General features: G+C 63.7%; 28 protein-coding genes. 15 read left to right on the plus strand and 13 right to left on the minus strand.

What is annotated here, in order from left to right:
- Positions 1 to 18 precede the first annotated feature (18 nt).
- Entirely contained in the window at positions 19 to 1,095 is a 1,077-nt protein-coding gene (locus ACH79_RS35280) for a nitronate monooxygenase family protein (protein WP_161855053.1), read from the minus strand.
- A 114-nt stretch (positions 1,096 to 1,209) separates the two neighbouring features.
- Positions 1,210 to 2,241 carry a nitronate monooxygenase family protein gene (locus ACH79_RS35285; RefSeq protein ID WP_161855054.1) on the minus strand — a complete coding sequence of 344 codons (1,032 nt, stop codon included), beginning with the start codon at positions 2,239 to 2,241 and terminating at the stop codon, positions 1,210 to 1,212.
- A 103-nt stretch (positions 2,242 to 2,344) separates the two neighbouring features.
- On the opposite strand from ACH79_RS35285, the gene ACH79_RS35290 reads away from it, so the two are divergent.
- Positions 2,345 to 3,226: a LysR family transcriptional regulator gene (locus tag ACH79_RS35290; protein WP_161855055.1), complete on the plus strand. Its 882-nt coding sequence runs from the start codon at positions 2,345 to 2,347 to the stop codon at positions 3,224 to 3,226.
- Here the strand turns inward: ACH79_RS35290 and ACH79_RS35295 are convergent.
- Positions 3,195 to 3,428 (minus strand): hypothetical protein, encoded by a 234-nt coding sequence (locus ACH79_RS35295; RefSeq protein WP_161856723.1) that lies wholly within the window; start codon positions 3,426 to 3,428, stop codon positions 3,195 to 3,197. The two genes, ACH79_RS35290 and ACH79_RS35295, sit on opposite strands and share 32 nt — an antisense overlap.
- 210 nt (positions 3,429 to 3,638) lie before the next feature.
- Between ACH79_RS35295 and ACH79_RS35300 the strand changes: the two genes are divergently transcribed.
- From ACH79_RS35300 to ACH79_RS35320, 5 genes are all read left to right on the plus strand, one after another.
- Entirely contained in the window at positions 3,639 to 4,574 is a 936-nt protein-coding gene (locus ACH79_RS35300; protein WP_161855056.1) for a cyclase family protein, read from the plus strand.
- Positions 4,575 to 4,671: 97 nt separating this feature from the next.
- Positions 4,672 to 4,848 carry a hypothetical protein gene (locus ACH79_RS35305; protein WP_161855057.1) on the plus strand — a complete coding sequence of 59 codons (177 nt, stop codon included), beginning with the start codon at positions 4,672 to 4,674 and terminating at the stop codon, positions 4,846 to 4,848.
- A 72-nt stretch (positions 4,849 to 4,920) separates the two neighbouring features.
- Positions 4,921 to 5,403, plus strand: a complete 483-nt coding sequence (gene ruvX / locus ACH79_RS35310; protein ID WP_161855058.1) for a Holliday junction resolvase RuvX — start codon at positions 4,921 to 4,923, stop codon at positions 5,401 to 5,403.
- Positions 5,403 to 6,326, plus strand: a complete 924-nt coding sequence (locus ACH79_RS35315; protein ID WP_161855059.1) for an AEC family transporter — start codon at positions 5,403 to 5,405, stop codon at positions 6,324 to 6,326. The genes ruvX and ACH79_RS35315 overlap by 1 nt, the downstream gene beginning before the upstream one ends.
- 139 nt (positions 6,327 to 6,465) lie before the next feature.
- Positions 6,466 to 7,146: a hypothetical protein gene (locus tag ACH79_RS35320; RefSeq protein ID WP_246738253.1), complete on the plus strand. Its 681-nt coding sequence runs from the start codon at positions 6,466 to 6,468 to the stop codon at positions 7,144 to 7,146.
- 29 nt (positions 7,147 to 7,175) lie between these two features.
- On the opposite strand, the gene ACH79_RS35325 is transcribed toward ACH79_RS35320, so the two are convergent.
- Together ACH79_RS35325 and ACH79_RS35330 are read right to left on the minus strand one after the other, a co-directional pair.
- Complete coding sequence (locus ACH79_RS35325) at positions 7,176 to 7,961, minus strand: CPBP family intramembrane glutamic endopeptidase (protein WP_161855060.1); 786 nt, start codon at positions 7,959 to 7,961, stop codon at positions 7,176 to 7,178.
- Positions 7,962 to 8,077: 116 nt separating this feature from the next.
- A complete protein-coding gene (locus ACH79_RS35330) occupies positions 8,078 to 9,721 on the minus strand; it encodes an acyl-CoA dehydrogenase family protein (RefSeq protein WP_161855061.1) in 1,644 nt (547 codons plus the stop codon).
- A gap of 381 nt (positions 9,722 to 10,102) precedes the next feature.
- Between ACH79_RS35330 and ACH79_RS35335 the strand changes: the two genes are divergently transcribed.
- Entirely contained in the window at positions 10,103 to 10,324 is a 222-nt protein-coding gene (locus ACH79_RS35335; RefSeq protein WP_161855062.1) for a hypothetical protein, read from the plus strand.
- A gap of 77 nt (positions 10,325 to 10,401) precedes the next feature.
- Here the strand turns inward: ACH79_RS35335 and ACH79_RS35340 are convergent, their stop codons facing one another.
- From ACH79_RS35340 to ACH79_RS45255, 3 genes are read right to left on the minus strand one after another with little or no spacing between them, the layout of a single operon-like run.
- Positions 10,402 to 11,133, minus strand: a complete 732-nt coding sequence (locus ACH79_RS35340) for a M15 family metallopeptidase (RefSeq protein WP_246738760.1) — start codon at positions 11,131 to 11,133, stop codon at positions 10,402 to 10,404.
- Between the two features lie 26 nt (positions 11,134 to 11,159).
- Positions 11,160 to 12,272 (minus strand): caspase family protein, encoded by a 1,113-nt coding sequence (locus ACH79_RS35345; RefSeq protein ID WP_161856726.1) that lies wholly within the window; start codon positions 12,270 to 12,272, stop codon positions 11,160 to 11,162.
- Positions 12,190 to 12,582 carry a caspase family protein gene (locus ACH79_RS45255; protein ID WP_161855063.1) on the minus strand — a complete coding sequence of 131 codons (393 nt, stop codon included), beginning with the start codon at positions 12,580 to 12,582 and terminating at the stop codon, positions 12,190 to 12,192. Before ACH79_RS45255 ends, ACH79_RS35345 begins: the two co-directional genes overlap by 83 nt.
- A 148-nt stretch (positions 12,583 to 12,730) precedes the next feature.
- On the opposite strand from ACH79_RS45255, the gene ACH79_RS35355 reads away from it, so the two are divergent.
- Genes ACH79_RS35355 through plsY form a run of 3 tightly spaced genes read left to right on the plus strand, consistent with a single transcriptional unit; the run spans position 12,731 to position 15,615 of the window.
- A complete protein-coding gene (locus tag ACH79_RS35355) occupies positions 12,731 to 13,684 on the plus strand; it encodes an aspartate carbamoyltransferase catalytic subunit (RefSeq protein WP_161855064.1) in 954 nt (317 codons plus the stop codon).
- Positions 13,685 to 13,687: 3 nt separating this feature from the next.
- Positions 13,688 to 14,989 (plus strand): dihydroorotase, encoded by a 1,302-nt coding sequence (locus tag ACH79_RS35360; RefSeq protein ID WP_161855065.1) that lies wholly within the window; start codon positions 13,688 to 13,690, stop codon positions 14,987 to 14,989.
- A 35-nt stretch (positions 14,990 to 15,024) separates the two neighbouring features.
- Positions 15,025 to 15,615 (plus strand): glycerol-3-phosphate 1-O-acyltransferase PlsY, encoded by a 591-nt coding sequence (gene plsY / locus ACH79_RS35365; RefSeq protein WP_161855066.1) that lies wholly within the window; start codon positions 15,025 to 15,027, stop codon positions 15,613 to 15,615.
- An 87-nt stretch (positions 15,616 to 15,702) separates the two neighbouring features.
- Here the strand turns inward: plsY and ACH79_RS35370 are convergent, their stop codons facing one another.
- Positions 15,703 to 16,941 (minus strand): amidase, encoded by a 1,239-nt coding sequence (locus ACH79_RS35370; RefSeq protein WP_161855067.1) that lies wholly within the window; start codon positions 16,939 to 16,941, stop codon positions 15,703 to 15,705.
- A 221-nt stretch (positions 16,942 to 17,162) separates the two neighbouring features.
- Between ACH79_RS35370 and dprA the strand changes: the two genes are divergently transcribed.
- Entirely contained in the window at positions 17,163 to 18,281 is a 1,119-nt protein-coding gene (gene dprA, locus ACH79_RS35375; RefSeq protein WP_161855068.1) for a DNA-processing protein DprA, read from the plus strand.
- Between the two features lie 102 nt (positions 18,282 to 18,383).
- Here dprA and ACH79_RS35380 read toward each other — a convergent pair whose 3' ends face one another.
- Positions 18,384 to 19,292: a LysR family transcriptional regulator gene (locus ACH79_RS35380; RefSeq protein WP_202639101.1), complete on the minus strand. Its 909-nt coding sequence runs from the start codon at positions 19,290 to 19,292 to the stop codon at positions 18,384 to 18,386.
- 121 nt (positions 19,293 to 19,413) lie between these two features.
- Here ACH79_RS35380 and ACH79_RS35385 point away from each other — a divergent pair, with 121 nt between their 5' ends.
- The 3 genes from ACH79_RS35385 (at position 19,414) to ACH79_RS35395 (ending at position 21,752) form a co-directional block, all read left to right on the plus strand.
- The gene (locus tag ACH79_RS35385) at positions 19,414 to 20,385 is read left to right on the plus strand and encodes a tripartite tricarboxylate transporter substrate binding protein (protein WP_161855070.1); all 972 of its coding nucleotides are present in this window, start codon (positions 19,414 to 19,416) and stop codon (positions 20,383 to 20,385) included.
- A 221-nt stretch (positions 20,386 to 20,606) separates the two neighbouring features.
- Positions 20,607 to 21,059, plus strand: a complete 453-nt coding sequence (locus tag ACH79_RS35390; RefSeq protein WP_161855071.1) for an SgcJ/EcaC family oxidoreductase — start codon at positions 20,607 to 20,609, stop codon at positions 21,057 to 21,059.
- A 171-nt stretch (positions 21,060 to 21,230) separates the two neighbouring features.
- Entirely contained in the window at positions 21,231 to 21,752 is a 522-nt protein-coding gene (locus tag ACH79_RS35395) for an AAA family ATPase (RefSeq protein WP_161856727.1), read from the plus strand.
- Between the two features lie 130 nt (positions 21,753 to 21,882).
- On the opposite strand, the gene ACH79_RS35400 is transcribed toward ACH79_RS35395, so the two are convergent.
- Entirely contained in the window at positions 21,883 to 22,284 is a 402-nt protein-coding gene (locus ACH79_RS35400) for a helix-turn-helix domain-containing protein (RefSeq protein ID WP_161855072.1), read from the minus strand.
- Positions 22,285 to 22,384: 100 nt separating this feature from the next.
- On the opposite strand from ACH79_RS35400, the gene ACH79_RS35405 reads away from it, so the two are divergent.
- Positions 22,385 to 22,993 (plus strand): FMN-dependent NADH-azoreductase, encoded by a 609-nt coding sequence (locus tag ACH79_RS35405; RefSeq protein WP_161855073.1) that lies wholly within the window; start codon positions 22,385 to 22,387, stop codon positions 22,991 to 22,993.
- Positions 22,994 to 23,054: 61 nt separating this feature from the next.
- On the opposite strand, the gene ACH79_RS43355 is transcribed toward ACH79_RS35405, so the two are convergent.
- Together ACH79_RS43355 and ACH79_RS35410 are read right to left on the minus strand one after the other, a co-directional pair.
- Positions 23,055 to 23,195 carry a hypothetical protein gene (locus ACH79_RS43355; RefSeq protein ID WP_202639102.1) on the minus strand — a complete coding sequence of 47 codons (141 nt, stop codon included), beginning with the start codon at positions 23,193 to 23,195 and terminating at the stop codon, positions 23,055 to 23,057.
- Positions 23,196 to 23,334: 139 nt separating this feature from the next.
- Positions 23,335 to 24,108: an SDR family oxidoreductase gene (locus tag ACH79_RS35410; protein WP_161855074.1), complete on the minus strand. Its 774-nt coding sequence runs from the start codon at positions 24,106 to 24,108 to the stop codon at positions 23,335 to 23,337.
- Between the last annotated feature and the right edge of the window lie 122 nt (positions 24,109 to 24,230).

Here is a 24,230-nt window from a genome sequence, read left to right on the forward strand (position 1 = left end):
CCTGAGGCCTGCACCGCGCTATCCGCCCAACGCAGCAAACCGCGCCAGCGCGGCGCCTGCCAGCGAGCGGGTCAATTCCGCCGCCGGCATCTCGCGGCCCATCCGCACCGCCTGGCCCGCCCAGAGATTGGTGAAGTCGACCTTGCCGAGCTTTTCGGCCGCGGTCTTCAGCGGACCGAGCGCGGTGGCGGCATGCGGGAACGCCGGCGCATCGGGCGATATCGGGCCGACCTCGCGCATGACGCGGTTGGCGACGCCGCGCGCAGGCCGCCCGGTCATGACATTGGTGATGACGGTGGAATCGTCATGCGCTTGGGCCAGCGCGGTGCGCACAGGTCCGATCACCTTGGATTCAGGGCAGCGCAGATAGGCGCTGCCGATCTGCACGCCCGATGCGCCAAGCGCGAACGCCGCCGCAATGCCACGCCCGTCAGCGATGCCGCCGGCCGCGATCACAGGCACCTTCACCGCATCGACCACCTGCGGCACCAGCGCGAACGTGCCGGGTTGCTGGGCGATGTTGTCGGTCAGGAACATGCCGCGATGGCCGCCGGCTTCCGCGCCCTGTGCGATGATGACGTCGGCGCCGTGCTCCTCCAGCCAGATCGCTTCCTTCACAATGGTCGCCGACGACATCACGAGTGCGCCCGTCGCCTTGACCCGCTTGACCAGCGCGGCGTCCGGCAGGCCGAAATGGAAGCTGACCACTTCCGGCTTCAGTTCCTCCACGACGGCGCACATCGCCTCATCGAACGGCGCACGGTTGGCGGCGTTGACGGGCGCGGCCGGATCGATGCCCAATTCCTTGTAGTAGGAGCCGAGCCTGGCCTTCCATCCGGCTTCGCGCGCGGGATCGGCATCGACCGGCGTGTGGCAGAAGAAGTTCATGTTGAGCGGCGTCGTGACGCGCTGGCGGATGATGTTGACCTGCTCGCGCGCCTTCTCCGCCGTGATCATCGCGCACGGCAGCGATCCCAGCGCGCCGCCCTGCGCCGCCGCGATCACCAGCTCGGCATCCATGGTGCCGGCCATCGGCGCCAGCACGATCGGAAATTCGGTCTTGAAGAGGTCGATGATCCGGCGATCTGGCCACATGGTTGCTTTCCTTGCTCGTTGCTCAAGCCCTCTCCCCTTGTGGGAGAGGGTGGATCGAATGAGCGGAGCTCATTCGAGACGGGTGAGGGGTTTGTACCCGCGGAGACAGACCCCTCATCCGGCGCGGATGGCATCCGCGCCACCTTCTCCCACAAGGGGAGAAGGGAAGGAAACACCGGCAACGGAATTGCGGCGACCGCTGAGTATCTGCTCGGCCTCGCCGACGATCCTGTCAACGATCTCGGCGGCCGGCGGGATATCGTGAATCAACCCGACCGCCTCGCCGGCGATGACGGCGGCGATGTCGAAATTGCCCGCGGCCCTTGCCGCCGCATATTCGGCCGCGACTGTCTTGATGTTCTGCATCAGTTCGACCTCGCGTCCCATCCAGCGCCGCGCATGATCGTTGATCAGGCAGCGCCCGGTATACGGTGCCGGCCAGACATTGTTACGCGAGAGATCGAAGATGATGCCGCGGACGCTGTTGCCGTTCGATGCCGCGCAGATTCGTTGCTTGGCCTGTTCCGGCCCATCACATTCCACGCTGGCGTAGAAGCGCGTGCCTAGCAGCACGCCGGAGGCGCCGAGCGTCAGCATCGCCGCCAGCCCCCGGCCATCGCCGATGCCGCCGGCGGCAGCGACCGGCACACGTCCGGCCGCGAGATCGACGATCGCGGGCACGATATCGAGGGTGGTGCGCGAGGCGCCGTGGCCTCCGGCTTCCGTGCCCTGTGCGATCAGAATGTCGGCGCCGGCATCGAGGGCTTGCCGCGCCATCGCTTCGTCCTGCACCTGGCAGATCAGGAGCGCGCCTGACGCCTTGATGCGCGGCGCGAAGGGCTTTGGGTCGCCGAACGACAGCATGATCGCGCGCGGACCGGCTTCGAGTGCGATGTCCAGCAGCTCCGGCTGTTTGGCGAGGCTCCAGGTGATGAAGCCGATGCCGAAGGGATCAGAAGCGCCAGCGAGCTTGGCCGTCTCCTGCTCCAGCCACGCCCTGTCACCATAGCCGCCGCCGAGAATGCCGAAGCCGCCGGCGGCGCTGACCGCCGAGGTCAGGCGTGCTCCCGCAATGACGTCCATCGGCGCCGACAGGATCGGATGCTGGATGCCCAGACGAGCGGTCAATGGTGTCGATATCGGCATGTCCTCTCCCTGCAATCTGGACAGGGATATTAAGGCGAACTATCATTCTCTGAAAATGAATACTAGAGAATGCTACGATCTCTAAAATGAAACGGACATCGCCATGGAATTGAGCGACCTCCTGACCTTTTCAACCGTCGCCCGGCTCGGCGGCATTACGCGCGCCGCCGACGAACTGAACACTGTGCAGTCCAACGTCACGCAGCGAGTGAAAGCGCTGGAGGCCGAGATCGGCACCGCGCTGTTCGAGCGGCACAGCCGCGGCATGACGCTGACCGGCGCCGGCCGCCGTCTGCTGCCCTATGCCGAGCGGATGGCGGCGCTGTCGCGCGAGGCGCTGCTCGCCGCGCGCGACGACGGCGAGCCGAAGGGACCGCTCTCGATTGGTTCAATGGAAACGACGGCCGCCGTCCGCCTGCCCTCCCTGCTCGCCGAATTCCACCGCCGCTTTCCGGCGGTGCAATTGAGCCTGCGCACATCGACGACGGCCGAACTCGTGGCCGGCGTGCTCAACGGCACGTTCGACGGCGCGTTCGTCGCCGGCCCCATCGAGCATGCCGAACTCGACGCGACGGTGGCCTTCCGCGAAGAGCTGGTGCTGGTCACCGCGCGGCGCTGGCAGAGCCTCGGCGCCTTGCGCGCGGGCACGCCCGGCTCGGGTCCGACCGCTTTGGTGTTTCGGACCGGCTGCACCTACCGCCAGCGGCTCGAACAGGTGTTTTCGGAATTCGGCTGGCCCTCTTCCGCGCGGTTCGAACTCGGCACGCTCGACGGCATGATCGGTTGCGTCGCCGCCGACATGGGCGTGACGCTGCTGCCGCGCGCCGTGGTCGGGCGGAATGACACCGTCAACGTCCACACGCTGGCCCCGGCGCAGGCACGCGTCGAGACACTCTTCATCACCCGTCGCGCGGCCCATCAGTACAGCGCCCTGCAGGGCTTTGCGTCCTGCCTCAACAGCAAGGGCGAAGTGATCGCTGCCTGACATGCCAGCGCCGCAGCGCGACGCCGGTCCAGATCGCCTCGACCAGTCCAAACGGCCAGGCGCCCTGCAGAAATCCGTGGACCGAGCCCAGTGCGCAAGCGCCAGCGAACACCAGGATGAACCAGTGGCTGCGATCTTCCAGCGCGTAGGCCACCAACATCGCGGTTACCGCGAACAGGCCGAACAGGCTCAGCGCATCCATCGTCATCTTCGCATCCCGCATTCGTTCCGCCAAGCGAAACGCCCACGCCATATTTTTGCAACAAAACAATTTGCGCAGCGCGCCTTCCTCGTTGCGACGTCGATCGCAACACGCGCGTTGCCTACAAAAAATTCTGGCCGCCCCGCCCTGCTACGTTAGTATGAGGCGCTAACTATCAAAAACCATAACGTCAATCTGGGAGGGACTGCGATGCGCATTGCGTTCGTATTGAGCTGTTCTGTTGCCTTGTTGGGTGCGGTCGGAACAGCAAGCGCTCAAGACTGGACGAAATCGAAATGGGGGCCGGACGACGAGATCGGCGCCGCCAACTACATGAAGCCTGAACTCGTCGTGAAAGCCGCTGGTCTGGTCAAGACCGGCAAGACCTACGCGCTCGGTATTCCCGTCGACTCCAAGACCCCCGCCTACCCGCCGCGGGCCTTCAAGGTCACGATCGTGCAGCCCGGCCAAGCCGGCATCCCGGGCCTAGGGCCGACCAAGACCACCTATAATGATGACATTATCGAGGGGTGGGTCGGCGTCGGCAGCCAGCTCGACGGCCTCGGCCATATCGGCGTCGAGCATATCTATTACAACGGCAACAAGCTGCTCGATTTCGCCGATCCTACCGGGCTGAAGAAGCTCGGCGTCGAGAAGGTCCCGCCGATGGTGACGCGAGGCGTGCTGCTCGACATGGCTGCCCATTACGGCACCGACGTGGTCAAGGAAGGCACCGCCTTCAACACCAAGGAGATTGAGGAAGTCGCGAAGAAGCAGGGCGTCGAAATCCGCCAGGGCGACGTCGTGATCTTCCATACCGGGTGGCTCAGCCTGATCGGCAAGGACGACAAGCGCTATAGCGCCGGCGAACCCGGCCTCGGCGTCGAAGGCGCCAAGTATCTCGCCGGCAAGGGCGTCGTCGCGGTGGGCGCCGATACCTGGGGCCTCGAAGCGGTGCCATTCGAGACCAAGAACGTGTTCGAGGTGCACCAGGTCCTGTTGCCGATGAACGGCACCTACATTCTCGAAAATCTCGACACGGCAGAACTCGCCAAGGACAAGGCCTATGAGTTCCTGTTCGTGCTCGGCCAGCCGCGCTTCAAGGGCGCCGTACAGAGCATGATCAACCCGGTCGCGATCCGGTAGGATCATTGCGAGGGAACGGTGCGGCACCTTCTGAGTTGCCGCACCGTCACCTGCCCTGTAGCGGGTCCATTAGCCTCCTCGATCGCCGGACAAAGCGATGGTGAAGGAAACGAAGTTCTTTCGAAAGCAAGCTGACAAGGCTGAACGCATGGCGCGGTCCGCCTCAGACGTGGAGATCGCCCAGAACTTCCAGAATATGGCGCGGGCCTACCGCGCGCAGGCTGAGGTTATGAAGGCCAAGAGGAAGGCCGACAAGAAACGCCGCGATGCGTAGTGTGACGTTCTCGCATGGACGCCACGCCCTGATCGGCTTTGCGCACATGGCGAGCCGGTGTTATGCGGGGTCATGCCCGCCCCTATCCTCCCCCTGATCGACGCAGTCACGCACTGGCCCGAGCGCGGCGCGCTGATCGGCCTCGATCTCGGCACCAAGACCATCGGCGTTGCCGTGTCCGATCCCGACCGCCGGCTCGCGACCGGCGTCGAGACCATCCAGCGCAAGGCTTTCAAGGCGGACGCGGCGCGGCTGCTCGCGATATCGGGCGAGCGCAACGCCGTTGGTTTCGTGCTCGGCCTGCCCATCAACATGGACGGCAGCGAAGGCCCCCGCGCGCAATCGACCCGCGCCTTCGCGCGCAATCTTGCAAAGCTGACGGATCTCGCCATCGCGCTGTGGGACGAGCGGCTCTCGACCGCGGCGGTCGAGCGCGAACTGATCGGCATGGACGTCAGCCGCGCCCGCCGCGCCGAGGTGATCGACGAGCATGCCGCGATCTTCATCCTGCAGGGTGCGCTCGACCGGCTCAAGACCCTTCGCGGGGATCGTTGATGGCGGTGGTGATCTCGGCGCTGCTGCCGGTGTTTCTCCTGATCGTGCTCGGTTTCATCCTCAGGCGCAGCCTGATGCGGCTGGACACGCAATGGCATGGGCTGGAGCGGCTGACGTATTACGTGCTGTTTCCGACGCTGCTGATCCAGACGCTGGTGAAGGCCGACTTATCCAGTGTTCCGGTGGCGGGCGTCGGCGGCGCGCTGATGCTCTCGGCGCTGGCGATGTCGCTGTTGTGCCTGGCGCTGCGGCCCCTTTTCTCCCGCTGGAACATCGATGGCCCGGCGTTCACCTCGATCTTCCAGGGTGCCACGCGCTGGCAGACTTATGTCGCGCTCGCCGTCTCCAGCAATCTCTTTGGCCACACCGGACTGGCGCTGGCCTCCGTCGCGATGGTCGCGATCATTCCGCTTGTGAATATATTCAGCGTATCGGTGCTGGCTCACTACGCTGCGCCGGAAAAGCAGTCGCTCCGTGCGATTGTCATGACGGTGCTCACGAATCCTCTGATCTGGGCCTGTGCGCTCGGGCTTGCGGTGAATGTCACGCATCTGCCACTGCCACAGGTCTGGCACGATGTCGCCGAGGCGCTCGGCCGCTCCTCCCTCGGCATCGGCCTGCTCGTCACCGGCGCGGGCCTGCAGCTTGCGGGTATGTTCCGCCCGAGCCTGGCCGCTTCGATCGCGGTGTTCCTCAAGCTGATCCTGATGCCGGCTGTTGGCGTCGCGCTGGCGCTGTGGTTCGGCATATCGGGCTCAAGCCTGGTGATCGTGGCTGTCTGCTCGGCCGTGCCCACCTCGTCTTCCGCCTACGTGCTGGCGCGGCAGATGGGCGGCGACGCGCCGCTATTGGCCCAGATCATCACGTTGCAGACGATTTTGGCCGCGGTGACGATGCCGATCGTGATCGCGCTAGTGGCATAGAACAACCGCAGCGGATATTGTCGCGGCGCAAACTTGCCTCGTGCCAGCCCACTAGGTAGAAATAAACAACGCGCTTTGTCGATCACCACCCGATGCGTCCCACAGGCCCGAGCATGGTCATTCCACCTTGATCCCGCCATTGAGCAACGTCTGGCCAAGGCTTGTGATCGTCGAGGGGATCATGGGCTCCGGCAAGTCGACCGTCACAGTGAACATCGCTCGCCGGCTGGAGGCATCGGGCATCCCCGCCACCGGGATAACCGAAGGGGTCGATCCGCATCCGATCCGCTTCGATTGGGACCTGCCCTGGAGCGCGATGCCGCCGGCAGAGCTTGCCAAATCGTGCATCGCCAAGTGGCGCGCCTTCGTTGACAGTTCGCTGGCCGCCGACCGCATCCAGGCTGTCGACGGGCAACTGTTCCACGGCAATCTGACGTCGCTGCTGCTGCTCGAAGCCAACATGGAGTTGATCGCCGCCTATTGCCGGGAAGTTGTCGCGGTCATCAAGCCGTTGCGCCCGCTGCTGATCTATTTCCACCAGGACGACGTCGACAGCGCCATTCGCGCCGTCTCGGCGCAGCGAGGCGATAAATGGGTGAACTATCAGACCAACTGGAAACTGGAATCGCCGTACGCCAAGAGGCGCGGGCTGGCCGGTCTTGACGGCCTGATCGCCCTCTATCGTCAATATCGGACGTTCACCGACCAATTGTTTGCGGATCTCGATATTCCGAAGATCAGCATCGAGAACTCGCGGCAGCAATGGGCGCTCTATGACGACATCATCGATCGCGCGTTGACGAACCCGAATACAACGTAGGCCCACACCCGTACATCGTCCGGTTTGACCTACCCACTCCCCGCCAGCCAGAACGTCTGGATCGTCGCCGCCAGATTGTTGATGCCGTGCAGGACGATCGTCAGCCAGGTCGAGCCGGTGCGGTAGCGGAGATAGCCGAGCAGCAGGCCGATGGTAAACACCTCGCCGAAGAAGAACCAGTCGTACTGCAGATGCAGCGCGGTCCAGGCCAGCGACGACAGGAAGATGGCGCCGGTGACGCCGAGCCTTGATTCCGACCAGCCGCGATAGAGAAACCCGCGCGCGAAGATCTCTTCCCACATCGGTGCGGCGACGGAAAACGCGATCACCAAAAGCCACAGCGCGCCATCGGCCTGCGCTGATTTCAGGACATCGCCCATGAAGCCCGGCGTCACCTCGCGCCCGAGTGCGCGAGACAGCAGGTCCCAGCCGCCGACGAGAATGACCAGCGCGGCGAGGCCCGTGAAGAAATTGCGCCATGAGGGCCAGCGCAGCGCCAGATAGTCGGTGAAGGATATGCGCGTCGGGCGGATCGCGATCCATGTCGCCAACAGCACGGCGGGCAACCCGAGAATGACCGAGAGCGAGATGGTCAGGCCGCTGCCCACGACCCGGATCGCCTCGGCGATGTCGAACGATCCGCCCTGGCGCAGCACGAAGTAGATGATGACTGTGAGCTGGCCGAGGAACATCCCGGCGAAGATGAACATGCCCCAGAGCGTGGTGCCCCAGAATTTCCAGACGCGTGGCGACTGCGGCTGATCCGGGACCGCGGCCGGAGCCGTGACGGGACTTGCGGTGGTGAGGGAGTCCATCAAATAACTTTCATGGCGAGAGGATTATCTTCGTCATGCCCGGGCATAGGCGAGCGGCAGCGACGCCGTCCTTCGAACGGCTATGCCCGGCCATGACGGTGGGACGCATTCATTTTTCACGGCAGTGCGCGCTCCAAAAGGCCGCGTATATCGCCACGTGCCAGATCGACCGCGCCGTACATGCCGGCATGATTCCCGACAAGACGTGTGACGGCGAACAATGCCGCGTGCGCCGGCGACACGGCATTGAGGGCGGCAGCAGCCGCCAGCAGCGCCAGCCTTTCGACCGCCAGCCGCGCCACGCGCTCGCTGTCCGGCCGGCGGAACGCCTTGCCGATGAAGGTGATCGCCTCGCCCGCGCCAGGCAATCCCAGCGTCTCGCCGGTCAGTTCATGCACGATTGTGGAAGCCGTTTCCGGCTCGCGCGACAGCGCACGCAGCACGTCGAGGCACATCACATTGCCGGAGCCTTCCCAGATCGCATTGACCGGCGACTCCCGGTAATGCCGCGCCAGAATACCCTCCTCCACGTAACCATTGCCGCCGAGGCACTCCATCGCTTCATAGAGAAAGCCGGGCGCGCTCTTGCAGACCCAGTATTTGATCGCCGGTGTCAGCAGCCGCATATAGGCCGCTTCCTTGGCATCGACGGGCGCACGGTCGAACGACCGGCACAGCCGCATCACCAGCGCGACGGTAGCCTCGACATGCAGCGCCATGTCCGACAGCACCGCCTGCATCAGTGGCTGATCGGCGAGATGCTTCTGGAACACGCTGCGATGCCGCGAGTGATGGAGCGCATGTGCGAGCCCCGATCGCATCAGGCCGGCGGACGCAATCGCGCAATCCTGGCGGGTCAACTGCACCATCTGGATGATGGTGCGGATGCCCTTGCCTTCCGCGCCGACGCGTTCGGCATAGGCGCCATGAAACTCGACTTCCGACGAGGCATTCGAGCGGTTGCCGAGCTTGTCCTTCAGCCGCTGGAAGCGGATCGCGTTGATCGAGCCGTCGGGCGCAAAGCGCGGCATCAGGAAGCAGCTCAGGCCCTCTTCGGCCTGCGCCAGCACCAGGAAGGCGTCGCACATCGGCGCCGACATGAACCATTTGTGCCCGGTGATGCGGTAGGCGTCCCCGTCGCGCTCGGCCCGCGTCATGTTGGAGCGCACATCGGTGCCGCCCTGCTTCTCGGTCATGCCCATGCCGAGCGTCATGCCGCGCTTGGTCCACCAGGGCGCAAACGCCGGATCGTAGGATCGTGTGCCCAGCACCGGCATCACCTTGGCCAGTAGCTTGGGCTGCTCCGCCAGCGCGGCGACGGAGGCCCGCGTCATGGTGATCGGACAGAGATGCCCGGTCTCGACCTGCGCGGCCATGTAGAATTTCGCCGCGCGTATCACCTCCGACGCGCCGCCGGCCGGCTTGCCGTCGGCGGCCCATGTCGAGTTGTGTACGCCGGCGTGTGCGCTGTGTGCCATCAGTTCGTGATAGGCGGGATGAAACTCGACCTCGTCGCGGCGATTGCCGCGTGAATCGAAGGTGCGCAGTTTCGGCGTGTTCTCATTGGCGACGCGGCCGCGTTCAGCCATCGCCGCCGAGCCCCAATGCTTGCCGAAGTCGGATAACTCGCCCTGTGCAGACGCGCCTCCATTGGAGGCGACCGCCTCCACCAATGGTCGATCGGCCATATACAGATCGATATCCCAAAACGGCGGCGACTGGTTGAAGACCTCGTGGGTCGAAAATGCTGCCTGGCTCATGGCTGGTCCTGGAACCGTGAATCACTTCCGCGGTGCGATCGGGAAATCATAGGCCCGTCCGCCGGCGCGGGGCAGTGAAAAAAAGCGATTCTGGCTATGTTTGAAACTCCGATCCCGCTGAGCCGCAGCGAAGCTCAGATCGCACGCGTCTTGTCCGCCTTGGTCTTCGAAGCCAGGATCGGAAGGATCTCCCCTGTGCGCAACGGCCGACCGCCGGGGAAGGCGGACATCTGCAGACTTGATGTATGCGTTGCTCTATCCACCGGAGAGACGAAGACAAAGCGAACCTCGATCTTGTGCTTGACCGTATAGCCTTGCCACTTTGGGTGCTCACGCGTCAGGGTTTGGGCAAGTTCGCAACGCAGCAGGTCGGAGGTCGACGTGGTCTTCGTAATCCCCTCGCGCGTGACCTTCCTCCATATAGCATTGATCGTTGACGGCGCTGATCCGGGCATCGACGCGCTGAAAGTTGACTCGCTTGTCGTACTGATCGTGCGTGGCCAGGCCGGCAGCGCCGAGGGCAACAATTACAATGCCTACGAGACGCATCCTTCGTGCTCCTTGTTGCCCCCACATCATGTGCCGGCAATTAAGGAGGGTTGAACGCGCTCTCAGCTACTTTTGCGATGGAAACCGTTGTCTTGCGAAAATGCTTCGGATTTGAAGAAATCTCTTCGCACCTACCGCGCCCGCGTGATCGGGAAATCATGGGCTTGCCCGCCCGCCCCCGGCAGCGAGAAATGCCACCACTCCTTCGAATAGTTTACAAAGCCTCGCCGCGCCATCACCTGAACCAGCTTCTCCCGCCAGCGGCGCTGCGCTGGCGTGATGGATTTCGCCGCCGTGTGCGACTTGGTGTCGGAGCAATCGTAGCCGGTACCCATGTCGACGCTGCCGTCCGGCGCGCGCAGGTTCACATTGGCGGTGCAGTCGGCATAGTCCTTGGTGGAATCAAAGGTGGCCGAATTGTCGGCTTTCAGATCGACCAAAGTGAGATCGAGCGCGGCGCCGGTGGAATGCCCGGAACGTTCGGCGATGTAACCTAAGCGAAACAGGTCGGCCTTGCTGAACGAGGGATTGTAGCGCTTCTGCGCCGGCGTTTCGCGGCCGTCGCGCGACCAGGCCACCATATCGGCGACCGCGCGCGTCGGCCGGTAGCAGTCGAACATCTTCAGCGACAGGTTCTGCAGCGCGAGTTCTTCCTGAACGCTTTTCAGGAGCGTGCCGACCTCGCGCTTCACCACGCATTCGGCGGCCTCATATCCCCTGAGCGGGCGGCCGACGAAATTGTTCGAGCCGGCGTAGCGGATATCCTGGATGATGGTCGGATCGACATCGCGCAGGTACACAAAGCCGGCCGGCAGCTTCTGCGGCTGCGCGGCGACGCTGGCCAGACAGCATGCCGCAAGAATCGCAGCAAGGCCTCGTCCTGCGCGGATCACGGAGCCCGCTCCGAACCGACCACCAGTTTCGTGAGCGCGGTATCGGTGTATTTGTTGCCGGCCCAGACATCGTCGATGATGAACTTCACCCAGTAGGCCCTGATCGGTTTGGACAGTGTCAGCATCTCGGAGCCGAGGCTGTCGCGCAGCGTATAGGTCTGCGTCTCGCCTTGCGAGAACACGGCGCGCAACTGGCGCACGCGGTTGTTCTTCTGGAAGATATCATTGCTCTTCTGATAGCCGTTCCGGACGTTGATGGACTTCACCAGGCGCATGGCGTCGAACTCGATCGTGATCCACTCGCCGACGCCATTGCCGTCCCTGCCCTCGACCCATGCATCGCCGGTGGAGCCGGCGAAAAGATTCTGCACGCCATAGGAATTGCCGAACTGCGGCTTGCGCATCGAACTGACGCAATAGGTCTCGTGGCCGTTGCGCACACAAGTTTCGCCCGGGGCGCCCGGCCGCGACGGCCGCACCGCGCGTTCGGATTCAGGCGCGACATTCGCAAGTTTGGTGGCGGGTTGCTCGACGCGGCCGCCGCTCAACTGCCCCGCCAGGTAGATCCGTCCGCCGAGGGTCTGATCGTAATAGGCCGGCGTCTGCTCATGCGGCGCAGGCAGGCCGCGCTCGTCGGTTGCCTTCAGCGCCAGTTCGGCGACGCGTTCACGCACTTCGACGGCGAGATCGCCGAGATGCAAGTCCGGCCGCCTGAGCTGGTCGGCGAAGATCCGCGTGAAGACCGAATTATGCGCGGCGTCGTTGCCGCCCAGGCGATCCAGCGCGGTCTGGCCGATGCCGGCGGAATACAGCGTGAAAATGCCGCGCGCGGGCTTGGCATCGGCCAGCCCGCGCGTGTTGCCGATCGAGCGGCCGGCGGCGCGCGGGAACGGATTGTCGCGGCAGGCATCGATCACCAGCAGCGCCACGCGAACCGACCGCGCCTGCAGCTCGGCAATCAGATCCGGTTCGGCGAGAGAGGCGCCGCGGACGCGCGCCTCCGCGCCTTCAGTCACGGCCGGCACGTCACTCGGGACCAGATAGTTGACGCCGGAGATCGCGACGCCATGCCCGGCGAAGAACAGGGCTGCCGTATCGCCCGGCTGCAGCGGTGAATTCGGCGAGCTTGTCGATCATGGCCTGACGGCCAAGGTTGGTGCCGACGATGACCTCGAAACCGAGCGACCTCAGCGTCCCCGCGACCGTGGTGGCGTCGTTGACGGCTTTCCTGAGCTGCCGGTCGGCAGGCAGATTGGGATAGAGATCGTTGCCGATGGCGAGCGCGACGCGCTTCTCGGCCATGGCCGGCGTGGCGGCGAGAAGCACCAGCGCCATACAGGCAGTCGCGCCGGCCAGCGTCCGCGAAGCGATCACCATGGATTGAATGAAATGCCGCACTTTCCCTGCCCGATGCGCCACGCGCCAATCCTGTGATCCTAGCCGAAAACAGCCGCCACGGGACACCGGCGGGCGGCATTTCCCTGTGGCCGAAGCCCTAGTGGATAAGTCCGGACGCCGGATTTGAGGCTTGCCCCGCGTGGCATCTCTCCCTATAGCTCTGGCTTTAATGACCCCTATATCGAAATCGACCTTCGTCCTCGGGCACCGGCATCTGCTGGGAATCGAGGGGCTTTCCGCTGCCGACATTACCGGCCTGCTCGACCTTTCCGAGGAATATGTCGAGCTCAACCGCCAGGTCGACAAAAAGCGCACCTCCTTGCGCGGTCGCACCCAGGTGAACCTGTTTTTCGAGGCCTCGACCCGGACCCAGTCCTCGTTCGAACTGGCAGGAAAAAGGCTTGGTGCCGACGTCATGAACATGTCGGTGTCCTCGTCCTCGATCCGCAAGGGCGAGACGCTGATGGACACGGCGGTCACGCTCAACGCCATGCATCCGGATATCCTGGTAGTGCGGCACCACGCCTCCGGGGCGGTGGAACTCCTGGCGCGCAAGGTCGACGGTTCCGTGATCAATGCCGGCGACGGTGCCCACGAACATCCGACCCAGGCGCTGCTGGACGCGCTGACCATCCGCCGGAATAAAGGCCGGCTGGAAGGGCTGGTGATCGCGATCTGCGGCGACGTCATGCACTCCCGCGTGGCGCGCTCCAATATCCTCCTGCTCAACACCATGGGCGCCCGCGTCCGCGTCGTGGCCCCCTCTACGCTGCTGCCCCGCGGCATCGAGCGGATGGGAGTCGAGGTCGCGCGCGACATGCGCGAGGGCCTCAATGGCGCCGACATCGTGATGATGCTGCGGCTGCAGCGCGAGCGCATGAACGGCTCGTTCGTGCCGTCGTCGGGCGAGTATTTTCACTATTTCGGCCTCGACCAGAAGAAACTATCCTACGCCAAGCCGGATGCGCTGGTGATGCATCCGGGGCCGATGAACCGCGGCGTCGAGATCGACTCGCTCGTGGCAGACGGCGCGCAATCGCTGATCCGTGAACAAGTCGAAATGGGAGTGGCAGTGCGGATGGCGGTGCTGGAAGCGCTCGCCCGCAACCTGCCGAACGCGTAAATCATGCTGACCGACCGCCGACCGATCCTGCTTGCCAACGCCCGCGTCGTCGATCCCTCCAGGGATTTCGACGGGCCCGGTGACGTCCTGATTGCCGATGGCACCATCCGCGATAGCAAGCGCGGCATCGGCGCCGCCGGCGTGCCCGAAGGCACCGACATCATCAATTGTGCCGGCAAGATCGTAGCCCCCGGCCTGATTGACTTGCGCGCCTTTGTCGGCGAGCCCGGCGCCAGCCACCGCGAAACCTTTGCCTCCGCGAGCCAGGCGGCCGCGGCCGGCGGCATCACCACTATCATCTGCCAGCCGGACACCTCGCCCGTCATCGACAATTCGGCGACCGTCGACTTCGTGCTGCGCCGCGCCCGCGACACCGCGATCGTCAATATCCACCCGATGGCCGCGCTGACCAAGGGGCTGGGCGGGCAGGAGATGACCGAGATCGGGCTGTTGAAGGCTGCCGGCGCGGTTGCCTTCACCGATGGCGACAAGAGCGTCACCAATGCGCAGGTGATGCGCCGGGCACTGACCTACGCGCGCGATTTCGATGCGCTGATCGTGCACCACACCGAGGATCCCGATCTGGTCGGCGAAGGCGTGATGAACGAGGGCGAGTTCGCCGCCCGCCTCGGCCTGGTCGGCATTCCCAATGCCGCCGAATGCATCATCCTCGAACGCGACATGCGGCTCGTGGCGCTGACCGGCGGGCGCTATCATGCGGCTTCGCTGTCCTCGATGGAGTCGCTCGAAATTCTCAAACGCGCGCGCGACGCCGGCCTCGACGTCAGCGCATCGGTGTCGATCAACCACGTCACGCTGAACGAAAACGATATCGGCCCCTACCGGACCTTCCTGAAACTGTCGCCGCCGCTGCGTACCGAGGAAGACCGCCTCGCTTTGGTCGCGGCCGTCGCCTCCGGCCTGGTCGACGTCGTGATGTCCGATCACAATCCGCAGGACGTCGAGGTCAAGCGGCTGCCGTTCGCGGAAGCCGCGAGCGGCGCGGTCGGCCTGCAGACCATGCTGCCGGCGGCCCTGCGGCTGATTCACAACGGCGAGATGGACTTCAAGACGCTGATCCGGGCGATGTCGACGCGGCCTGCGGAGTTGCTCGGCCTGCCCGGCGGCTCGCTCCGCGCCGGTTCCCCAGCCGATGTCATCGTAATCGATCCCGATACGCCTTGGGTGCTCGATCCCACCGACCTCAAATCGCAATGCAAGAACACTCCATTCGACGAAGCCCGCTTCTCGGGACGCGTCGTGCGTACTATCGTGGGCGGACGGACGGTCTATGAACATGTCTGATTCGCCCGTAACGGGCCGCGGTGGGAGCTACCGCAATGTCTGACGCATTCCTCATCGTCGCTTTCCTGATCGGCTATCTGCTCGGCTCGATCCCGTTCGGTCTGGTGCTGACCAAACTGGCCGGGACGCAGGATCTGCGCACGATCGGAAGCGGCAATATCGGCGCCACCAACGTGCTGCGCACCGGCAGCAAGGGCCTCGCCGCGGCAACGCTGATCGGCGACATGCTCAAGGGCACGGTCGCCGTCATCTTCGCCGGCTACTACGGGGGCGCCAATGCGGCGATGCTGGCTGCGCTCGGCGCTTTCCTTGGCCACCTCTTCCCGGTCTGGCTCAAGTTCAACGGCGGCAAAGGCGTCGCCACCTATATTGGCGTGCTGATCGGCCTGTTCTGGCCGGCAGCCCTGATATTCTGCCTGATCTGGTTAGCTACCGCCTTCACGACGCGCTATTCGTCGCTGTCGGCACTGGTCGCCGCGTTCGTGACGCCGCTGTTCCTGTGGTGGTTCGGCCACCCCGCGCTGGCCTCGCTGTTCGTCGTGCTGACGCTGCTCCTGTTCTGGAAGCACAGCGAGAACATCAAGCGGTTGCAGGCAGGGACTGAAGGGCGGATCGGGGCGAGGTAGGCGGCAGCGCGGTAGGGCGGATTAGGCGAAGCCGTAATCCGCCGATTTGGCCGCACAGTCCGGCGGATTACGCTGCGCTAATCCGCCCTACGATTTAAGCGCCTCCTCAACAAACCGCGCCGCCGCCAATGCCTTCGCATCCGCGCCGTATCGCGCAATCACCTGCACGCCGACCGGCAGTCCGCCATCTGCGACATACGCGGGAACGTTGACGCAGGGCACACCCATCAGCGTCCACAGCCGGTTGTAACGGGCGTCGCCGGTCGAGCCCAATCCCTTGGGCGCCGCGCCGGGCGCCGACAGGGTCAATATCACGTCGACATCGTCGAACACTTTTTCCAACGCCTGTCTGGCGCGGCTCGCAACGCCCATCGCCTCGTCATAGGCGGCTGCTGTCGTCCCCTTGCTTTCGTCGAGCCGCGCGCGCAAGAGCGGCGCCATCGCCTCGTAATTTTCGCGGTACTCCCAGGCGAGCGCCTGATGCGCCTCGAATTCCTGGATCACCGGATGTGCCCGCCATGCCTCCGCAACAATTTCCTGCAAATCAACCCCATGCACAGTAGCACCGGCGCGTTCCGCCACGCGCGCGGCGGTCTGCAGCGCCTCCGCGCCCGCGGCTTCGGGCGCTCCGGCAAACTGTTGCGTCACGACGCCGATGCGCGGCGAGGCGACCGATGCAGGCGGCGCCAATTCAGGCCGACCGGTCATCGCGGACAGCCCGCGCGCCACGTCGTCCACGCCGGCCGCAAACAGGCCTACCGTGTCGAGCGTCCATGAATAGCATTTGACGCCGACGGTGGGCAGCAAGCGGTAGGATGGCTTGATCGCGGCGACGCCGCAAAACGAGGCCGGCCGGATCACCGAACCGCCGGTCTGCGTTCCCAGCGCGAGCGGGATCATGCCTGCCGCCACCGCCGCCGCCGAGCCGGACGACGATCCGCCGGGCGTGTGACCATGATTGTGCGGATTGAGCGTCGGCGTCGGATCCACGGAAGCGAATGCCGTCGTCGTGGTCTTGCCGACGATCGTCGCGCCCGCCTGCTTCAACATCATCACCACAGCCGCATCGCCGCGCGACCGATATCCCCGGTAGATCGGCGAACCCATTTCGGTCGGGAAATCCACCGTATCCATGATGTCCTTGATGCCGACGGCAATGCCGCGCAGCGGCCCGGCGCTTGCCGCGCGCACATTTTCGGCACGGCAGACGAATGCACCGATGGTCTTTTCTTTCGCACGGATCGCTTCCTGCGATTGTGCGATGGCGGCGTCGGGTGAAAGTTCGCCGGCATCGATGCGGCGCTGGAGTTCGGCGAGTGAGATCATGGGGCGCTTCCTGCGATGACCGAAGGATTTTTAGAGACGACCTTGTCAGGGGACAAGTGGGCGCCCTCTTACGTCATGGCCGGGCTTGTCCCGGCCATCCACGTCTTACTTGGCCGCCGCAGCAGGAAAAGACGTGGATGCCCGGCCCAAGGCCGGGCATGACGACTGAATAACTTGAAACAGCTTGCTCGCAATCTCAGGTTGGGCAAAGCTGCATTCGCATGCATGACCGTACACCGCCTACCCCTCACCTCACCGACGCCGAGCGAATTGACCGGCTCCGGCTGATCCGGTCCGACAATGTCGGCCCGCGCACCTTCAACTCGCTCATCGGCCATTTCGGTAGTGCGCGCACGGCACTGGACCGGCTGCCCGATCTGGCGCTTCGTGGCGGGGCTGCGCGTTCGGGGCGCATCTGCAGCGCGGAAGAAGCGCAAGCCGAACTGGCCGCGAGCAACCGGATCGGCGTCTCGTTGGTCGTGCCGGGCGAAGCCGCCTACCCGCCGCGGCTGGCGGCGCTCGACGATCCGCCGCCCTTGCTCGGCGTGCGCGGCGCGCCCGAGGCGCTGATGCGGCCGATGATCGCGATCGTCGGCTCTCGCAACGCTTCCGGCGCCGGACTGAAATTCGCCGGCCAACTGGCGCGCGATCTCGGCGACGCCGGCTTCGTCGTCATCTCCGGGCTGGCGCGCGGCATCGATCAGGCCGCGCATCGCGCGACGGTCCAAAGTGGGACGGTCGCAGTGCTGGCCGGCGGCCATGACCGGATCTATCCGCCCGAGCACGAGGATTTGCTGGCGGCCCTGCTCGAAAATGGCGGCGCGATTTCCGAAATGCCGCTCGGCCACGTGCCGCGCGCCCGCGACTTTCCCCGCCGCAACCGCCTGATCTCGGGCGCGTCGCTCGGCGTCGTCGTGATCGAGGCCGCGCACCGCTCGGGATCGCTGATCACGGCGCGGATGGCCGCCGAGCAGGGCCGCGAAGTGTTCGCGGTGCCGGGCTCGCCGCTCGATCCGCGCGCCGCCGGCACCAACGATCTGATCAAGCAGGGCGCGGCGCTGGTCACCGAAGCCAGCGACGTCATCAACGCAGTTCAACCGATCCTGGAGCGGCCGATCGTGCTCGAGGCGCGTGAAGGCGGTGACGAGCCGCTCGATTTCGACATCGATCCGGGCGTACGCCAACGCATTGTCACGCTGCTCGGTCCGAGCCCGATCAGCCTCGACGATCTGATCCGGATGTCGGGGCTATCAGCCACCATCGTTCGCACGGTGCTGCTCGAACTCGAACTGGCGGGCCGCCTGGAGCGCCATGGCGGCGGGCTAGTGTCGCTGATCTAGGGCGTGTACCCACAAAAGCGACGTCGGCTTCTGAGGGCCGAGCGGAAACCTTCTGATCGGCTAAGCACTACTGCTGGTGACCCAAGGCGGACATGCGCAAAATCAGCTTGCCAGATGGTCCTTGGCAATGGCCCGAACCAAGTTGACGAATTGTCTAAGCACCGGCGACGGATCGCCTCGTCGCGATGCCAGTCCCAGAACCGCTTTCGGCCCTGTGCCTTGCAGGCGCCGATAAACAACCCCAGCCATGCGCACACTCTGCATCGTCGATGGCACCATGGCGATGCCGAGCCCAGCCGCAACTAGGCTAAGCGCCGACGTAATTCGCGGCGCCGGCTGGCCAAGACGCGGAACAAAGCCGGCTGCTCGGCAGGCTGCAATGGTCTCATCACGCAAACCGGTCCCCGGCGGGCCGATAAGGATAAACGGATCGCTCGCGAGGCCCTTCAGCGGCACGGCCTTGGATCTGCCGGTTCTTGCCAACGGGTGATGACGTGGCAAGGCTGCGACAATCGGCTCCTCCTGTAGGGGCGTTACTATGACACCCTCTGCATGGATTTGCGCCGCCCTCACGAACGCAACGTCCATCTGGTCATTGTTAAACCGCGCGACGATCTCGTTGCTAAGTCCCTCCTCGAGCACCAGCGACACTAGCGGAAAGGTTTCGCTGAACGAGCGAATGGCCTTCGGCACGAGCGGATTGAAAGGCGCCGTGGGGGCAATGCCGACGCAAAGTCGACCCTGTTCACCCCGTGCCGCACGCCGAGTTGTCTCGAGCGCGCGATCAAGATGCATGAGCATGGCTTTAGCTTCCGCGAAGAGTGCCTTGCCCGCGGCGGTCAACTCGACACCGCGAGGCAAGCGGCGGAAAAGCTGCACCTTCAGCTCTCGTTCCATTAGCTGGATTTGCCGGCTGAGGGGCGGCTGCTGCATATCGAGCCGCTCCGCAGCCCGTGTGACGTGCCCCTCCTCCGCAACCGCAATGAAGTACCGAAGGCGTTTCAGATCCATAGCCATACCGAAAAAGTATCGCATTCACTCTTTTAATATCATGGCTCAAGCCGGATCAAAACCCTATCGTGAAGTACCGGCTCAGCTAGGGGGCCGGCACCTCAGGAGAAGGAATTTTGACATGCCGCAGCGCCGCGACTTCCTACGGCTGATGGCAACAGCAATCATAGCCCCCTTGCCAGGGCCCGCAGTGGCTCAGGCCTATCCATCGAAGCCGGTGCGGCTTGTCGTCGGGTTTCCCGCGGGCGGCCCGGTGGATATCGCTGCCCGTCTCATTGCGCCGTGGTTAACTGAGCGATTGGGTCAGTCCTTCGTGGTCGACAATCAGCCCGGCGAGAGCGGGAACGGTGCAACCAGATCGGTCATCAGAGCGGTGCCGGACGGGTACACGCTGCTCATCTGTGGCCCGGTGAACACGTTCAATACGACACTCTTTGAAAGCCTCGATTTCAATTTTGGGCGCGACATAGCACCGGTCGCCAGCCTTTGGCGTGTCCCGCTCGTCATTGAGGTACATCCCTCAGTTCCTGTGAGGACAATTCCGGATCTGATCGCTCACGCGAAAGCCAATCCCGGAAGACTGAGGGTGGGATTTGCGGGTCGTGGCACGCCGCAGCACGTAGCGATCGAGCTATTCAAAACGATGGCCGGTGCCGACTTAACACTTGTGCCCTATTTGGGCTCGACGCCTGCGCTTGCCGACCTGATGGCCGGCAGCATCGATGTCATGTTCGATCCGCTGCCGTCCTCCATAGCGCATATCAAGAGCGGCAAGCTCATAGCACTAGCAGTCACTGCCCCAACGAGGTCAGAAGCCTTGCCTGATGTCCCAATAGTCGCTGATTCTGTGGCTGGCTACGAGGCAGGATCGTGGTTCGGCATTGGCGCACCGAAAGGAACACCGGCTAATGTCATTGAGAAGCTAAACATGGAGGTCCAGGCCGCGTTCGGCAATGCAAGCATCAAAGCCCATCTCTCGGGGCTTGGCGCGTTCGTGATTCCGGGTTCACCGGATCAGTTCGGAAAATTCATCCGCGAGGAAACCGAGAAGTACGCAGGCGTCATCCGTACGGCGAAGATTGCGGTCAAGTAGCCCTCAGACATGATCTCAAGGTCCGCTTCTGGACCCTAAGCCGACCAACTTCGTCACTTCCGGCTGGTCTGGTATTGAGGGCAGTCCGGACATCGCATCAGCGATCCTTCGACCGCCGCTTGTGACCCAACTCGGAAGTCGCCGGGCGTGAAGTCTTGCTTACGACGCGGCGTAATGACACAATCGGAAGCCAACCGTTCTGATGACATCAGGAGGAAGCCATGCTCGGATTCGGACGAGTCTTGTTGGTGGCGCTGTTGGCGATGGCTCCAGCTCAGGTGTTCGCAGGTCCCGAGGAGGAGGCGGATGCTTTGTTTGCCCGATGGAAAGCTGCTTACGACGCCAACGACAACGTCGCCGTCGCTAAGCTGTATGCGACCGACGCGATCCTACATGGCACCAGGAGCAGAGATCTAACATTGGGGCGTGAGGCAATTACGCAATACTTTACTGTGGTAATCGGCACCGGCAACAAGGTCGAATTCGTGGAGAAGCAGCTGAAGGTGATCAATCCCACAACCATACTGGCAGTCGGCTTCAACGATTTCATGCGTAACCGCGAGGGCAAACTCGTGCCAGAGCCAGCACGTTTCATGATGGTTCTTGTCAAAGAGAGCAACGATTGGGTCATAGCCCATCATCACTCGTCATTGCGTCCACCGCCCAAGCAGTGAAGTTCCGCTCTTGGCCCGAAAGCGATGTCCGGTCTGGCTCTGCAATCGTAGGCTTACCGAGGCAAACCGGAAGTAGCCGAACAATCGACCGAATCGCGCCTTATGACCCTTTCCGGAAGTCCCGCAACTAAATATTCTTTCGCCGTGTATTCCTATGAAGCGCTTCGCACCATGCGCAGGGTCATCGTCATTGGTTGCCAAGGCAGCGGCAAAACACGCCTCGCCCTGAACCTGGGGCAAAAGCTGGGGCTGCCGGTGGTGCATCTTGATGTGCTCTACTGGCTGCCCGGTTGGAAGGCATCGGACAAAGCGAGCTTTCGGGCGCGCGTCGCCGATGCAATCGCGAGCGAGGGCTGGGTCGTCGACGGCAGTTTCTCGGGGCTGGCCTTCGATCTTACGCTGGCGCGGGCCGATACCTTGGTTGTTATCGAGCGCCCGCGTTGGCTCTGCCAGTGGCGTATCGCCTGGCGTTCAGCCTTTGCTCGCGACGGGATACGACCGGACTTGCCCAAGGGATGCCCAGAACAGTTCGACTGGAATTTGATGCGAGAGGCGTGGCGCTACAACGCCGACCGCAAGCCAGTTATCGAGGCTGAGCGCCTGAAGTATGGTGCAGAAGTGCCGGTCGTTCGCCTAAGCCGCGACCGGGAGATCAAGGATTTTGCTGCCTCGCCAGCACATTCATCGCGCTAAGAACATTGGCGCAATGTCTCTTCTTGGCACTTCAGCGACCTCCAGCGATGTCCGCTTTTGTGCTGCTGTTGAGCGATGAGCCGACATCAGGCACGACGAAGACTACGCCCCTGATTTATGAGTACACGCCCTAATCTTTTTCGTTGCGCGCATCGAAACTAACCCGCGCGCCCTCGATCTCCGGCAGGTGCTCGAACGCCCATTTGCCGAGCGCCTGCACCGGCTGCGCCAGCCCACGGCCCAGATCGGTCAGTTCGTAGTCGACCCGCGGCGGGATGGTCGGAAAGATCGTGCGCGTCACGAGGCCGTCGCGCTCCAGTCCGCGCAAGGTGAGCGTCAGCATCCGCTGCGAGATGCCGCCGATCTTGCGCTTGAGCTCATTGAAACGCATCGGCCCGTCGATCAGCATCATGATCACGAGCACACTCCATTTGTCGCCGACGCGGGCCAACACGGAAGCCACCGCGCGGCAACTGCCCTCGGCATGCGGGCCCGGAGGCATGGCAGGCACAATCTTGTGCTCGGGTCTCATGGATGTGCTCGGGTGAGAAAAATGTGCGTTCTTGCGGGGTTTTGCCACGGTCACTCATATAGCGCCAGTTACAAACCTATACCAAAGGGTGACCCCTACCATGAAACTTCTGCATCTCGACTCCAGTGTTCTCGGCCCCCACTCCGTCAGCCGCCAGGTGTCCGCCGCCGTGGTCGACCGCCTGCGCCAGTCCACCCCGGGCCTCGAAGTCAGCTATCGCGATCTGACGCTGACGCCGCTGGCGCATCTGTCCGGTTTGCACCTCGCCGCCAGTCAGGGAGCGCCCCCGGACGCCTCATTGCGCGACGACATCGCCGCCGGCCAGGCGGTGCTGGACGAGTTTCTGGCCGCCGACATCGTCGTGATCGGCGCGCCCATGTATAACTTCACCGTCCCGAGCCAGCTCAAGGCCTGGATCGACCGCATCCTGGTCGCGGGCAAGACCTTCAAATACGGCGCGCAAGGCGTCGAAGGTCTGGCCGGCAACAAGCGCGTCGTCATCGCGATCTCGCGCGGCGGCTATTACGGCGCGGACACACCGGTCGCGCCTGGCGAACACGTCGAAACCTATTTGCGCTGGGTATTCGGCTTCATCGGAATCCGGAATCCGGAATTCATTTCAGCCGATGGCATTCAGGTCGGTCCCGAGCACCGCGAAAAAGCTGTCGCCGGCGCGCTGAAAGCCGCAGGCGATCTGCACGCCGCTTAGGGTGAAGGACTGGCTGCCGTCTCATCCGACGGCAGCCGCCCTGCATGGTTGGGGAAACAATTTAGAAAATGCCGTTCATGCGGCAGAGAACGATCACGAGGGAGATCAAAAGACCGACGCCGGAAAACAGCGCAACTGAAACGAATTGCCCGCTGTCCGACTTCTGCGACGCGGATGAAGAGACGCCAGCCTTTTTCGGCATGACTGCTTCCAGTTCTCTTGCGTCAAAAAACTCCCATGCTTCGAATGTCCGGCAATGACGACTAACGTTCAATGCGCCCTTCCGGCTCAGCGCCAATCCGTCGCAGGTCGGCGGACTGACCGAGGCCACGGAAGCAGGCTTACCCCCGATAGATCGGCGCACCGCTCGGCGAGGCCGTGGCGCCGCCGTCAACGAACAGTTCCTGGCCCTGCACATGGGCGGAATCGTCCGAAGCGAGGAACAACACCGTCTTCGAGATATGGTCGGGTTCGCCGATGCGGCCGAGTGGCGTCGACAGCGCGATGCGCTTTTCAAAGGCCTTTTCGGCTTCCGGCGTGGCGATTGCCGCGCCCCAGATCGGGGTGCGAATCGCGCCCGGGGCCACCACGTTGACGCGGATGCCGCGCGGCGACAATTCCGACGCCATGATCCGCGCCATCGCCCGCACGCCGGCCTTGGCCGCGCCATAGGCCGAATAGCCGGGAATGCCGAGCACGGAGATCACCGAGCCGTTGAGGATGATCGAGCCGTTGTCGTTGAGATGCGGCAGCGCCGACTGCACGGTGAAGAACACGCCGGTGAGGTTGGTGCTGATGACCTTCTGGAACGCTTCGATATCGGTGGCGCCCAGCGGCGTGCCGCCGGCGATGCCGGCATTGGCGAAGAGGATGTCGTACTTGCCGAACTTTTCAGCCCCCTTCCCGATCGCAGCTTCGGTGGCGGCAATGTCAGTCGCGTCGGCGGCGATCGCGAGCGCGTTCGGCCCCAATTCCCTGGCGGCGGCATCGAGCGTCGCCTGATTTCGTCCGGTGATGACGACCCGGGCGCCTTCGGCCACGAACAATCTTGCGGTCGCAAGACCGATGCCGCTGTTGCCCCCTGTGATCAACGCCGTCTTGTTCGCAAGCCTCATGGCTCTTCTCCGATGGTTGCATCATTAAACCAGATTGCTTACGTAGGGCACGTGGTTTAATATTGCAACCACACAAGGCCGTGATCGGCACGCAGAGCGTTTTCAAGCGAAGTGGCACCGGT

The organism is Bradyrhizobium sp. CCBAU 051011, assembly GCF_009930815.1.
GTDB lineage: Bacteria > Pseudomonadota > Alphaproteobacteria > Rhizobiales > Xanthobacteraceae > Bradyrhizobium.